The sequence below is a fragment of the Streptomyces filamentosus genome (assembly GCF_014654895.1).
GTDB classification, from domain to species: domain Bacteria; phylum Actinomycetota; class Actinomycetes; order Streptomycetales; family Streptomycetaceae; genus Streptomyces; species Streptomyces filamentosus.
This window is the reverse complement of record NZ_BNBE01000001.1, coordinates 1,506,412-1,519,059: the sequence shown is the minus strand read 5'-3', so window position 1 is coordinate 1,519,059 and position 12,648 is coordinate 1,506,412. Positions and strand designations below refer to the sequence as shown.

Below are 12,648 nucleotides of genomic sequence, written 5' to 3'. Positions count from 1 at the left end.
TGCCGCCCCGGCCCGCACCGTTCCCGTCCGTGCCGCCGCGGCCCGCGCCGTGCCCCCGTCCGCGTCGTACCGCCCCCGTCGCCGTCCCGCCGCCCACAATGGGCCCATGCCGCTGACCGCCGACATCCTCGTCGCCCTCATCGCGCTCCTCCACGCCTACATCCTCGTGATGGAGATGTTCCTGTGGGAGAAGGAGACCGGGCGCCGGTTCTCCGGGTTCGACGCCCGCCTCGCCCGCGAGACCGCCGCCATGGCGGCCAACCAGGGGCTCTACAACGGCTTCCTGGCCGCCGGGCTCGTCTGGGGGCTGATCGCCGGCGACCCCTTCGGCTTCCGGGTGCGGGTCTTCTTCCTGTCGTGCGTGGTCGTCGCCGGCCTCTACGGAGCCGCCACCGCCAACCGGCGCATCCTCTACGCCCAGGCCCTCCCCGGCGCCCTCGCCCTCTCCGCCGTGATCGTCGCGGGCTGAGCCCTCCGCGTACCCTCGCCCCCATGATCATCCAGGAGCTCTCCGACGCCGAGGCCGCGGCGGCCGCCGCCCGGGCCGGCGCCGAGGTCGTGCGCGGCCTGTACGGACAGGACCTCGACCGGGTCGACAAGGGCGCGGGCGACTTCGCCACCGCCGCCGACCTGGCCGCCGAGCGGGCCGTCCTCGACGTGCTGCGCGCGGCCCGCCCCGACGACGCCGTCCTCGGCGAGGAGGGCGGCGAGCAGGGCGCGGACGGGGCCCGTCGCCGGTGGCTCGTCGACCCCCTCTGCGGCACCCTGAACTACGCCGTCGGGAACAAGCTCGTCGCCGTCAACGTGGCCCTGCCCGGCGGGGCGGCGGCCGTGGCCGACCCGTTCGCGGGCGAGACCGGCGAGGTGTACCGCACCGACGGGACGACCGCGTGGGGCGAGGACGGCGCGCCGCTGGCCCCCACCGCCGCCACCGGCCTCGTCGACGTGAACCTCGACCCGCCGTTCCCCGGCGCCCCCGGCTTCCGCGCCGTCGAGCTGCTCGCCCACCCGGACTTCGTCGCCGGGTTCCGGCCGCGCGTGGTGTCCACGACGCTCGCCCTCGCCTGGGTCGCGGCGGGGAAGCGGGCCGCGTACGTCACCGACGGCGGCGACCTCTCCGGCAGCGTCCACTTCGCCGCCGGGATCGCCCTGTGCCGGGCCGCCGGCTGCGTCGTCACCGGCCTCGACGGCACCCCGGCGGGCGAGCCCGGCGCCCGCGGCCTGCTCGCCGCCGCCGACGCCGCCACCCACGCCCGTCTGATGGCGATGATCCGCTCCCTGCCGGGCGCGCTCCGGGAGGCACCGCCTAGTTGAGCAGGGCCCGCGCCGCCCGGGCCTGCCGGCGGATGGTGGCGGCGGACTCCGGGTCCACCGCGTCCATGATCCGGGCGTACGCCTCCATCTCCGCCGCGCCGGTGAGGAAGTCGCCGCGCCGGACCAGGAGTTCGGCCCGCTCGTAGCGGAGGCGGGCCGGGTGGGAGGGGAGCAGCAGGGCCAGGTCGACCGCCCACAGGGCCACGTCGGAGCGTTCGGGCCGGGCCGCCGCCCAGGCCCGGATGTTGCCGAGGATCCGCAGCACGATCGCGCCCGGTTCGGCGGGCCGCAGCATCGAGCGGTCCAGGGCCTCGCCGGTCGCGCTCGCCACCAGCAGTTCGGCGTCCTCGGCGGTCATCGGACGGCCGCCCGCGAAGGGGTCGGCGAGGTCGAGGTCGGCCGGGTCGCCGAAGCCGACGACGAAGTGGCCGGGCAGGCCGAGCCCGTAGACGGGGGCGCCGGCCCGGCGGGCGACCTCCAGCCACACCACGGACAGCAGGATCGGCAGCCCCCGGCGCCTGCGCAGCACCTCGTGGAGGAGGGAGGACTCCAGGCGCTGGTAGTCCGCGGGGACGCCCACGAAGCCCTCGCGGCCGCTCAGGAGCGCGGTCAGCTCGGCCTTCCAGGCGCCGGTGAAACGGGTGCCGTACGGGACGAGCCCGGCGAGCCGGTCGAGTTCGACCTCGGCCTCGACCAGGTCGTGCTCGGTGACGGAGGGATCGGCCACGGCACAGACGAGCAGACAGAGCCGGGCGAGGTCGGGCCGCTCGGCCCGCGCCTCCTCCGCGAACTCCCGCCGCCGGTCGGGCGGCTCGTCGGACGGTCGTTTCAGGGGGTCCTCCGCGCTCACGCCTCGCTCACGCCTCCGCCTGCCGGTAGTGCTGGTAGTGATGGTGCACCGCGAAGCCCATCCGCTCGTACATGGCCCGCGCGCCGTCGTTGTCCGACTCGACCTGGAGCCAGGCCGCCGACGCGCCCTCGTCGAGGGCCCGCCGGGCGAGGGCGGTCATGACGGCGGTGGCGAGGCCCCGGCGCCGCTGCGCGGGGTCGACCTCCACCGCCATGAAACCGGCCCAGCGGCCGTCGACGACGCAGCGGCCGATGGCCGCCGGCACCTCTCCCGTGCCCGCCACGGACGCGAACCACACGCTCGGCCCGGCGGTGAGGACGTGCCGCACGGCCGGGCCCTCGCCGGCGAAGCGCTGGTAGCGCCGCATCCACGGCTCGTCGGGGTCCCGCGAGAGCCGGACCTCCACCGGGCCGGGCTCCCGGTCGGCGAGCGGCGCGAGCGCGGCGATCCGCAGCTCGGCGGTGACCTCGGGCCGCCAGCCGAGCCGTTCGAGCTCCGCGCAGAGCAGTTCCTGGGTGCCCTCGGCGCCGGTGGCGGTCTGCACGTACGCGGGCAGCTTCCGGTCCGCGTACCACTCCCGCGCCATCTCCAGGGCCTCGGCGACGGGCAGCCCCGGATCGCCCGCGGGGAGCACCGAGTTGGCCCGGCGGGTGAATCCGCCGGCGGCCCGCAGGGTCCACTCTCCGAGCGCCTCGCTCTCCACCGGCTGCCACGCGCGCGCGGCGGCCCGGGAGAGCTCCGGGAAGGTGGCCGCGGGGCCCCTGCGGCGGGCGGGGGCCGGGGGGACGACCTTGCCCGCCACCAGGCGGAGTTCCGCGATCCGGACGGTCTCGCCGCTCTTTCGTGTGATCGTGACCACACCCCCGTCCCAGGATGTGAGCACCCCGACCGCGTCGGTGAATCGCCCACCCGCCGCGGCGGAGTCCGTCACATACCGAACGGAGACACGTTTTCCCACGTCAGCGCTGGTAATACGCGTCTCAAGCCGTTCTCCGCCGGTGAATTCCACAGCTTCTCCGCCCCTCCTGTTCGGATCGCCCCCAAGAACGGAGATACTAGGTGCGGGCATCGACGACACCGCGCTCCCGCGCAGACCAGCCCTACCGAGGAGGAACGACAGCGTGACCTACGTCATCGCGCAGCCTTGTGTCGACGTCAAGGACAAGGCTTGCATCGAGGAGTGCCCCGTCGACTGCATCTACGAGGGCAAGCGATCTCTCTACATCCACCCGGACGAGTGCGTCGACTGTGGAGCCTGCGAGCCGGTGTGTCCGGTCGAGGCGATCTTCTACGAGGACGACACCCCGGAGGAGTGGAAGGACTACTACAAGGCGAACGTCGAGTTCTTCGACGACCTGGGTTCGCCCGGTGGCGCTTCCAAGCTCGGTGAGATCGACCGCGACCACCCCTTCATCGCCGCCCTGCCGCCGCAGAACGGCTGATCTTTCGTTGCACCCGCTCTCGGTCCCGCACGGCCCCACCGCCGTGCGGGACCGACGCGCATCACGTACGTACCGAGGAAGTGAGAGCCACCCGTGAGCGCAGTCTCTTCGCGCCTGCCCGTCTTCCCCTGGGACAAGCTGGAGCCGTACAAGAAGACGGCCCTGGCGCACCCGGACGGGATCGTGGACCTGTCGGTCGGCACGCCGGTCGACCCGGTTCCCGCGCTGATCCAGGAGGCCCTGGTGGCCGCGGCGGACTCGCCGGGCTATCCGACGGTCTGGGGCACGCCGGCGCTGCGCGACGCGCTCACCGACTGGTGCGGGCGGCGCCTCGGCGCGACCGGCTTCGCCCACGAGAACGTGCTGCCCGTGGTCGGCTCCAAGGAACTCGTCGCCTGGCTGCCGACCCAGCTGGGCCTCGGCGCCGGCGACAAGGTGGCCTACCCGCGGCTCGCCTACCCGACGTACGAGGTCGGCGCGCGGCTCTGTGGCGCGGAGGCGGTCGTCTACGACGACCCGACCGAGCTCGACCCGGCCGGCCTGAAGCTGCTGTGGCTCAACTCCCCGTCGAACCCCACGGGCCGGGTCCTGCCGAAGGAGGAGCTGACCCGGATCGTGGCCTGGGCCCGCGAGCACGGCGTCCTCGTCTTCTCCGACGAGTGCTACCTCGAACTGGGCTGGGAGGCCGACCCGGTGTCGGTCCTGCACCCGGACGTCTGCGGCGGCTCGTACGAGGGGATCGTCGCCGTCCACTCGCTCTCCAAGCGCTCCAACCTGGCGGGCTACCGCGCGGCGTTCGTCGCCGGTGACGCGGCCGTCCTCGGCGAGCTGCTCCAGATCCGCAAGCACGGCGGCATGATGACCGCGGCGCCGGTCCAGGCCGCCACCGTGGCCGCCCTCGGCGACGACGCGCACGTCGCCGAGCAGCGCGAGCGGTACGCGGCCCGGCGCGCCGCCCTGAAGGCGGCCCTGGAGGCCCACGGCTTCCGCATCGAGCACTCCGAGGCGAGCCTCTACCTGTGGGCGACCCGCGACGAGCCCTGCTGGGACACGGTGGCGTACCTGGCGGAGAAGGGCGTCCTGGTGGCCCCGGGCGACTTCTACGGCGAGGCGGGTGCCCGCTTCGTGCGGGTGGCCTTCACGGCGACGGACGAGCGCGTCGAGGCGGCGGTCAAGCGCCTCGGCGACTGACCGCCCCCGCACGTGCGGAAGGGCCCCCGGGTTTCCGGGGGCCCTTCCGCGTACCTGCCGGGGGTCAGCCGATCGGCAGGCCGCCGAGCATCGAGCCCGCCGGGGTGCCGCCCAGGGCGCCGCCCGCCGGGGTGTTGCCGGCGCTCTCGGCCGCCGCGCCGGCCGTCTGGCCCAGGGCGCTGCCCGCGCCGCCCGCGGTCTCGCCCGCGATCTTCTGGGCGGCCGGGGTGGCCGTCTTGCCGGCCGCGCCCACGGCCTTGCCGGCGGCCGGGACGGCGGTGCCCACGGCCTCGCCGCCGGTCGCCCCGGCGACCTTGGTGGTGGTCTGCGCGGCACCGTCGACGGCACTGCCCGCGTCGGCGGCGTCGAGCGCGGTCAGGCCGCCGAGTGCGCCGGTCGGCGCGAGGCTGTCCAGGGCGCTCGCGGAACCGGCCGCACCGACCACCACGGGGGCTGCGCCGGCCGCGACGATCAGGGCGGCACGGGCGATCCGACGGGTCAGGGGGAGGGACATGGTGCTCCTTCGACGGGGAAACGGTGGTGGCGCTTCTTGCCTTTGCGGGCTGCACAACCGAGCCGGGGGCGGGGGAGGTTGCGGGCGCCGAAGGTAAAGGGTGGGCAATGCGTCGTATTGTCGGGTGGGGAGGAAAGCGGACGAACGACGCCTCCCGGAGCGGTCTGCCGAACCGTCACTCCCCTTGCGCCCCAAGCGTCCCGAGCCCCGCGCGCGCCCCGGCGCGCGAGCGGGCTCCCGCCCCGGCCGTTCCCCCGCTCCGGGCGACCCCCTCGCACGCCAGTCCACCTCTCCGAGGGCGCGCGAAAAGCGCCCGTGAGGCCCCTGGGGGGCGGGCGGGAGGAGGTCGAGACACCGCCGGGGCCCGGACGGCGGGCGCCGTCAGGGCTCGGGGAGACGCCGTCGGGACGCGGCGGCAGGCGCCGTCAGGGCTCGGCCGAAGACCTCAACGGGCGAGCCGGAGCCGCACCGAGGAGGTGTCCTGCCCGGCGGAGGCGTCCTCCCAGCCGCCGCCCGAGTCGTCCGCGCGCCAGACCTTCCCCCCGTACGCGACCTCCGCGACCCGCAGCGTGTCCGCCCGGGCCACCGCCCACTGGGCCAGCTCCCAGCCGCGCCGCTCCGTGTCCCCGGCGGGCACCACGAGCACGGCCGGCTCGGCGGCCGAGCGGCCCGCGCTGGCGCCGCCGGAGACGGAGGTGGGGGCCGCCGCGTCGCCGAAGGCCCGCACCAGCTCCGCACGGACGACGGCGGGGTCGCCGGGGCGGCCCTCCCGCACGTCCGCCGTGCACGTCAGTCCGGCCGGCGTCCGGCCGGTGAGCGCGGCCGACAGCAGCGCCGCGTCCGGCTCGTGCTTGGCGTACGCCTGCGGGAAGCCGCTCTTCTGGACCTTCTGCGCCGCCACCGTCAGCGGCATCCGCGAATAGCCCGGGACCTTCTCCAGGCCCTCGTAGAACTTCTCCGCCGCGTACACCGGGTCCATGATCTGCTCCGGCGTGCCCCAGCCCATCGACGGCCGCTGCTGGAAGAGGCCGAGCGAGTCCCGGTCGCCGTGCTCGATGTTCCGCAGCGCCGACTCCTGGAGCGCGGTCGCCAGCGCGATCGTCACGGCCCGCTCCGGCAGTCCCCGGGCCGAGCCCACCGCCGCGATCGTCGCCGCGTTCGACGCCTGGTCGGGGGTGAACTCGTACCGCTGGTCCCCGCCGCCCACGGCGCACCGGGGAGCGCCCTTGCTGCCGGTCACCTGATGGACGGCGATGTACGACGCGAGGGCGCACAGGACGGCGAGACCGGCGGCCGAACGGGCGAGACGGCCGCGACGGGCGGGGCGGGTGGAGTCGGACACGGGGCCCACCGTACTGGAGGCCGGGTTAGGGTCGGCATATGGCTGACATCACCCCGCAGGAGACTGCTCAGGAGACCCCGCTCGACCTCACCCGGGACGGGGCCGCCCTCACCGCCGCCCTCGTCGACTTCGCGTCCGTCAGCGGGACCGAGAAGCCGCTCGCCGACGCCGTCGAGCGGGCCCTGCGGGCCCTGCCCCACCTCACCGTCGACCGCTACGGCAACAACGTCGTCGCCCGGACGGACCTCGGCCGCGCCGAGCGGGTCGTCCTCGCCGGCCACATCGACACCGTGCCGATCGCCGACAACGTGCCCTCCCGGCTCGACGAGGACGGCGTCCTGTGGGGCTGCGGCACCTCCGACATGAAGTCCGGCGTCGCCGTCCAGCTCCGGATCGCCGCGACCGTGCCCGAGCCCAACCGCGACCTCACCTTCGTCTTCTACGACAACGAGGAGGTCGCCGCCGACCTCAACGGCCTCGGGAAGATCGCCGCCGCCCACCCCGAGTGGCTGGAGGGCGACTTCGCCGTCCTCCTGGAGCCCTCCGACGGCCAGGTCGAGGGCGGCTGCCAGGGCACGCTCCGCGTCATCCTGCGCACGGCCGGCGAGCGCGCCCACTCCGCCCGCTCCTGGATGGGCTCCAACGCCATCCACACCGCCGCCCCGATCCTCGCCCGGCTCGCCGCCTACGAGCCGCGCAAGCCGGTCATCGACGGCCTGGAGTACCACGAGGGCCTCAACGCGGTCGCGATCGAGGGCGGCGTCGCCACCAACGTCATCCCCGACGCCTGCGCGGTCACGGTCAACTACCGCTACGCCCCCGACCGCTCCCCGGCCGAGGCGCTGGCGCACGTCCGCGAGGTCTTCGCCGACTGCGACGTCGCCGAGTTCGTCGTGGACGACGAGAGCCCCGGCGCGCTGCCCGGCCTCTCCCACCCGGCGGCCGAGGCGTTCATGAAGGCCGTCGGCGGCACCGCGATGCCCAAGTTCGGCTGGACCGACGTCTCCCGTTTCAGCGCGCTCGGCGTGCCCGCGGTCAACTACGGCCCCGGCGACCCGATCTACGCGCACAAGCGGGACGAGCACGTGCACGTGGACCGGATCCACCACTGCGAGGCACGGCTCCGCGACTGGCTGACCGCCCGTCTCCCGTAATTTCGCGTTTCGTCACCTCTGTGGTCCTACGCTGGCCCGACAGCAAAGATCGTGGAACGGCGGAGGGAGCAGGCCATGGGCATTCCCGAGGGAGTGGCGAAGCCGGAGGAGCAGCGCCTCGGACCGGTGCTGAGGCGGAGGGACCAGGTCCAGCCCGGCACCACGGACCAGCGGCTGCTCGACACCGAGGGCGACTCGGAGTGGGTGCACACCGACCCCTGGCGGGTGATGCGCATCCAGTCCGAGTTCGTGGAGGGCTTCGGCGCGCTGGCCGAACTGCCGAGCGCGATCAGCGTCTTCGGCTCGGCCCGCACGAAGCCGGACTCGCCCGAGTACGAGGCGGGCGTGCGGATCGGCAGGGCGCTGGTCGAGGCGGGCTTCGCGGTGATCACGGGCGGCGGCCCGGGCGCCATGGAGGCGGCCAACAAGGGCGCCCGGGAGGCGAAGGGCGTCTCGGTCGGCCTCGGCATCGAGCTCCCCTTCGAGCAGGGGCTCAACCAGCACGTCGACATCGGCGTGAACTTCCGCTACTTCTTCGTCCGCAAGACGATGTTCGTGAAGTACGCGCAGGGCTTCGTGGTCCTGCCCGGCGGCCTCGGCACCCTCGACGAGCTCTTCGAGGCGCTGACCCTGGTCCAGACCCGCAAGGTGACCCGCTTCCCGATCGTGCTCTTCGGCAGCGCGTACTGGAAGGGCCTCGTCGACTGGCTGAAGGACACGGTCGTCGCCGGAGGCAAGGCGTCCGAGCAGGACCTCCTCCTCTTCCACGTCACGGACGACGTGGAGGAGGCGGTGGCGCTCGTCACCAAGGAGGTCTCCCGCTAGGCGGCGTCCTCCCGGCCGGACGGTGCGGGCTCCGGGATCCGGAGCCCGCACCGCCGTCCTCGGGGGCGGGGCTCAGTACTGGACGGAGACGGTCGCCCCCGTGAAGCCCTCCTTGGCGTGCAGGCTGACGTAGACCCACCCGGCGGGCGGGTTGTCCACGGTCAGGGTCTCGGCGCTGCCGGTCCGGAGCGAGCGGGCGGTCCAGGCGCTCGTGGTGGCCCAGGAGGAGGCGTTGTAGTACAGGTCGGCGTCGCCGTTCGCGCCGGTCGTGGTGACCGTGAGCCGCGGGGTCCCGGCGGGCACCCAGAGGTAGTGGTAGGCGTAGTTCCCGGTGGTCGCCGCCACGCCGCCGCGGACGCAGTTCCGGTCGAGCCGGCGGACGTCGGGGTCGGTGCACGCGGGCAGGGCCGCGACGGAGACGGTGCGGGTGGTGGTGGCCGTGGCGCCCTTGTCGTCGGTGACGGTGAGCCGCACGGTGTAGGTGCCGGCCGCGGCGTAGGTCCTGGCCGGGTTCGCGGCGGTCGACGTGGCGCCGTCGCCGAAGTCCCAGGCGCGGCTCACGACGGTGCCGTCGCCGTCGCGGGAGGTGTCGGTGAAGGAGGCGGTCAGGCCGCTGACGGCCGCGTCGAAGGAGGCCGTGGGGGCCTGGTTGCCGGGCTGCGGGACGGTGGCGCAGGCCCCGGCGGCGCAGGCGGTCAGCCAGGCGTCGAAGTCCGCGTCGTAGCGGGTGCCGATGGTGGTCTTCAGGAGGGTGCGGGCGCCGTTCCAGTCGCCCTTCCGGTACGCGGCGAGGACGGCGTCCAGGTCGCCGCGGTGCTTCTCCAGCATGTAGCGCACGGCGAGGTAGCCCCAGCGGTAGGTGCGCTCGGTGTTCGTGTTCTCGTAGGTGGTGTCGAAGAGGGTGCTCAGCTTGTACGTGTGCAGTCCGGCGGCCGCGACCGCCGCGTCGTAGGTCAGGTTCCGGTAGGAGTAGGAGACGTACTCGGCGAAGCCCTCGATCCACCAGATGGTGGGGGTGGAGACGCCGGCGTAGAAGTCGCCGTACATGTCGTAGCGGCCGTCGAGGTAGTGCGTGTACTCGTGGTTCAGGTTCCACACCTGGAAGTCGGGCAGCACGCGGGCGTCCTCGTAGGCGAGGAAGCGGGGCAGGTTGCCCGGCACGGCCGGGTTCCCCTCCAGGTACATGCCGCCGTTGTCGGTGTTGATGCCGTAGATCGCGGCGGCGAAGACCTGGTAGTCGAAGCGCTTGTCGAAGACGACGACCTCGATGGTGGTGTTGTGGTCGTCGGCGACGGGGCCCGGGTCGCGGGCGACGGAGTGGAAGTACGCGTCCTGCCCGAGGAGGCTGTCGCAGGCGGCGGTCAGGTTCGCGGCGGTCACCTGCTGGGCCAGGATCCGGATGGACGGGCTGCACGCGTGGCCGGTGACGAGGATCCCGGCGCGCAGCCGGGCGGCGGCGTCGGCGGTGCCGTAGTCGGCGGCGCGGGTGGGGTCGTAGGCGTCGACCATCTCGGAGACCGCGGCGAAGAGGTACGCGGTGGTCCCGCTCGGGGCGCTCTGGTCGACGAGCCCGCGCAGCCGCGGCTGGAGCCCGCTCCGCAGGCTCGCGTGCTGGAGGAAGCGGCCGAGCTCGCGGGCGGTGTTGTACGGCAGGTAGCCGTGGTCGCCGCCGAGGAGCGCCTTGTTGCGGGCGGCGAAGGAGGCCAGCGTGTCGAGGATGCTCGGGTCGGCCTCGACGGCGGCGACGAAGCCGGGGGTCTGGTGGCCGCGGAAGAGGACGGTGTTGACGTTGTTGACGGCCGCGGTCATGCCGGCGACGGCGTTGTAGCGGGCGGCGTCGTAGTCGGTCAGGAGGCGCTTGACGACCGGGAGGTAGCGGGTGTTCTCCTGGGCGCTGTCGATCAGGGTGACGGTCTCGCCGAGGATGCCCGCGTTGGCGGCGGTGACGTCGCGGGAGCGCGGGCTGCCGAAGAAGCCGTCGAGGGCGCCCCGGATCGAGGTGGTCAGGGCCGGGCCGTAGGTGCCGACGTCCGAGGCGTTGTACCACTGGACGTAGTAGCCGGCGCGGAGGAAGAGCACCAGCTGGTAGGCGGAGGTGCTGTTGTCGCCGGGGTACGCGGCGCTGTCGGCGCGCAGCGCGTCGGCGACGGTCACCATCTGGGCCTCGCGGAAGGCGCCCCGGGCGTCGGCGCCGGTCAGCAGGAAGAGGCTGTTGACGCAGCTCGTGTCGGAGGTCTTGATCTGCTGGACCAGGGCGCTGCCGGTGCGGCCGGTGAAGGCGGAGACGTCGCAGGCGGCGGCGGTCAGGGACCGGGAGGCGCCGGCCTTCTCGGCGACGGGCCGCTGGGCGGCGAGGACCGGCGGCCGCCCTGCGGCGGGCACCCGCCCGGCGGCCCGGTCGGCCTCCAGGGTCTCCAGTGCCTTCGGGTCGGTGACGCTGGCGGGCTGCGGCGCGGGGGCCGCGGCGGCCGGAGCGGGTGCGGGCGCGGGTGCGGGCGCCGCGGCCGCCTGGCTCAGCGGGGCGAGCACGCCGAGGACCAGACAGGACGTCACGGCGGCGGTCAAGAGCCTCGCGCGATGGGGCAGTCCCGGTATTCGGGCGGTTTTCACCTGGGCCTCCTGGCCTCGCGCGGCCGCGGGGAAGGGCCGCGCAGTGGGGGATTGATTGACGGTGCTCCGTCAGGACTCTGGGAGCGCACGTACAATTTCACACGTCACATGGTTACGGGAAGGGTCGTGACGGAACCCGTTCCGTCACCGCCCCCGCGCACACGAAACCGCCCCGGGTCCCGTCGGGTACGGGAACCGGGGCGGTGCGGGGAAAGGGGGAGGTGGGGGGAGGTGGGGGAGAGGGCGACCGGGTCGGGGGCCGGCCGGGTTCGGGGGCCCGGCCGGGTTCGGGGCGGCCCGGCCTGGCCCGGTCCGATTCGGCTTGACCCGGTTCGGCCCGGTGCGGTCCGGCTCGGATCCGGTCCGGCTCGGCCCGGGTGGGGCCGGGGTCCGGTTCGGGTCTGGTCCGGCTTGGCCCGGGGGTCGGCCTGGCCCGGCTCAGGTCCCGCCCGGTCCGGCCTAGGCCAGGCCGCGGCGGGTCGCCGCCGGCGGGCGGTGGCCCGCGATCGACGCGACCATGTCGAGGACCTGCTTCGTCTCCGCGACCTCGTGCACGCGGTAGACCTGCGCGCCGAGCCAGGCCGACACGGCGGTCGTCGCCAGGGTGCCGAGCACCCGCTCCTTCACCGGGCGGTCCAGGGTCTCGCCGACGAAGTCCTTGTTGGACAGCGAGACCAGCACCGGCCAGCCGGTCTCCGCCATCTCGCCGAGGCGGCGGGTCGCCTCCAGGCTGTGGCGGGTGTTCTTCCCGAAGTCGTGGCCCGGATCGATCATGATCCCGTCGCGCCGCGCACCCAGCGCGACCGCCCGCTCGGCCAGCCCCACGGTCACCCGCAGGACGTCGGCCATCACGTCCTCGTACTCCACCCGGTGCGGCCGGGTGCGCGGCTCGGCGCCGCCCGCGTGGGTGCACACGAGCCCCGCGCCGTACTTGGCGGCGACCTCCGCCAGCCGCGGGTCGACCCCGCCCCACGCGTCGTTCAGCACGTCCGCGCCGGCCTCGCAGACCGCCTCGCCGACGTCCGCCCGCCAGGTGTCCACGCTGATCACCACGTCCGGGTGGCGGCGGCGGACCTCCGCGACGAAGCCGACCGTGCGGCGGGCCTCCTCCTCGGCCGTGACCTCCTCGCCGGGCCCCGCCTTCACCCCGCCGATGTCGACGATCGCCGCGCCCTCGGCCACCGCCTGCTCGACCCGGGCGAGCGCCGGCTCGTCGCGGAAGGTCGCGCCCTGGTCGTAGAAGGAGTCCGGAGTCCGGTTCACGATCGCCATGATCACCGGCTCGTGCGGCCCGAATTCACGCCGTCCCAAGCGCAGCATCCCTTATGTCCTCCCTCGTCGCCGCCCACCTGCGTCGCCTGTGACCCTAACCGCCGGTGACACGTGGCACGATCGGCACGGGACGT

General features: G+C 74.3%; 12 protein-coding genes. 6 read left to right on the top strand and 6 right to left on the bottom strand.

The features are described 5' to 3' along the window. Positions 1 to 106: 106 nt before the first annotated feature. Complete coding sequence (locus tag IE326_RS06575) at positions 107 to 469, top strand: DUF1304 domain-containing protein (protein WP_150231389.1); 363 nt, start codon at positions 107 to 109, stop codon at positions 467 to 469. Between the two features lie 23 nt (positions 470 to 492). Next, positions 493 to 1,314, top strand: coding sequence for an inositol monophosphatase family protein (locus IE326_RS06570; RefSeq protein ID WP_190041037.1), 822 nt, complete (start codon positions 493 to 495; stop codon positions 1,312 to 1,314). Here IE326_RS06570 and IE326_RS06565 read toward each other — a convergent pair. After that, on the bottom strand, positions 1,307 to 2,164 hold the full coding sequence (locus IE326_RS06565) for a transglutaminase family protein (protein WP_190041036.1): 858 nt from the start codon (positions 2,162 to 2,164) through the stop codon (positions 1,307 to 1,309). The two genes, IE326_RS06570 and IE326_RS06565, sit on opposite strands and share 8 nt — an antisense overlap. 7 nt (positions 2,165 to 2,171) lie before the next feature. Beyond that, the gene (locus IE326_RS06560; RefSeq protein WP_190041035.1) at positions 2,172 to 3,173 is read right to left on the bottom strand and encodes a GNAT family N-acetyltransferase; all 1,002 of its coding nucleotides are present in this window, start codon (positions 3,171 to 3,173) and stop codon (positions 2,172 to 2,174) included. 112 nt (positions 3,174 to 3,285) lie between these two features. Between IE326_RS06560 and fdxA the strand changes: the two genes are divergently transcribed. Together fdxA and IE326_RS06550 are read left to right on the top strand one after the other, a co-directional pair. Next, on the top strand, positions 3,286 to 3,606 hold the full coding sequence (fdxA, locus tag IE326_RS06555) for a ferredoxin (RefSeq protein ID WP_030747280.1): 321 nt from the start codon (positions 3,286 to 3,288) through the stop codon (positions 3,604 to 3,606). A 93-nt stretch (positions 3,607 to 3,699) separates the two neighbouring features. After that, positions 3,700 to 4,797, top strand: a complete 1,098-nt coding sequence (locus IE326_RS06550) for a bifunctional succinyldiaminopimelate transaminase/glutamate-prephenate aminotransferase (protein WP_150231395.1) — start codon at positions 3,700 to 3,702, stop codon at positions 4,795 to 4,797. A gap of 64 nt (positions 4,798 to 4,861) precedes the next feature. Here IE326_RS06550 and IE326_RS06545 read toward each other — a convergent pair whose 3' ends face one another. Then, positions 4,862 to 5,311 carry an ATP-binding protein gene (locus tag IE326_RS06545; RefSeq protein ID WP_150231397.1) on the bottom strand — a complete coding sequence of 150 codons (450 nt, stop codon included), beginning with the start codon at positions 5,309 to 5,311 and terminating at the stop codon, positions 4,862 to 4,864. Between the two features lie 445 nt (positions 5,312 to 5,756). After that, positions 5,757 to 6,653, bottom strand: a complete 897-nt coding sequence (locus tag IE326_RS06540; RefSeq protein WP_444545372.1) for a VldE C-terminal domain-containing protein — start codon at positions 6,651 to 6,653, stop codon at positions 5,757 to 5,759. A 38-nt stretch (positions 6,654 to 6,691) separates the two neighbouring features. On the opposite strand from IE326_RS06540, the gene dapE reads away from it, so the two are divergent. Both dapE and IE326_RS06530 read left to right on the top strand, forming a co-directional pair. Beyond that, a complete protein-coding gene (dapE, locus tag IE326_RS06535; protein WP_150231402.1) occupies positions 6,692 to 7,807 on the top strand; it encodes a succinyl-diaminopimelate desuccinylase in 1,116 nt (371 codons plus the stop codon). Positions 7,808 to 7,882: 75 nt separating this feature from the next. Next, on the top strand, positions 7,883 to 8,632 hold the full coding sequence (locus IE326_RS06530; RefSeq protein ID WP_150231404.1) for an LOG family protein: 750 nt from the start codon (positions 7,883 to 7,885) through the stop codon (positions 8,630 to 8,632). A gap of 72 nt (positions 8,633 to 8,704) precedes the next feature. Here the strand turns inward: IE326_RS06530 and IE326_RS06525 are convergent, their stop codons facing one another. Then, positions 8,705 to 11,185 carry a collagenase gene (locus IE326_RS06525; RefSeq protein ID WP_229915221.1) on the bottom strand — a complete coding sequence of 827 codons (2,481 nt, stop codon included), beginning with the start codon at positions 11,183 to 11,185 and terminating at the stop codon, positions 8,705 to 8,707. Positions 11,186 to 11,701: 516 nt separating this feature from the next. Beyond that, on the bottom strand, positions 11,702 to 12,562 hold the full coding sequence (gene folP / locus IE326_RS06520; protein WP_030747299.1) for a dihydropteroate synthase: 861 nt from the start codon (positions 12,560 to 12,562) through the stop codon (positions 11,702 to 11,704). Positions 12,563 to 12,648 lie beyond the last annotated feature (86 nt).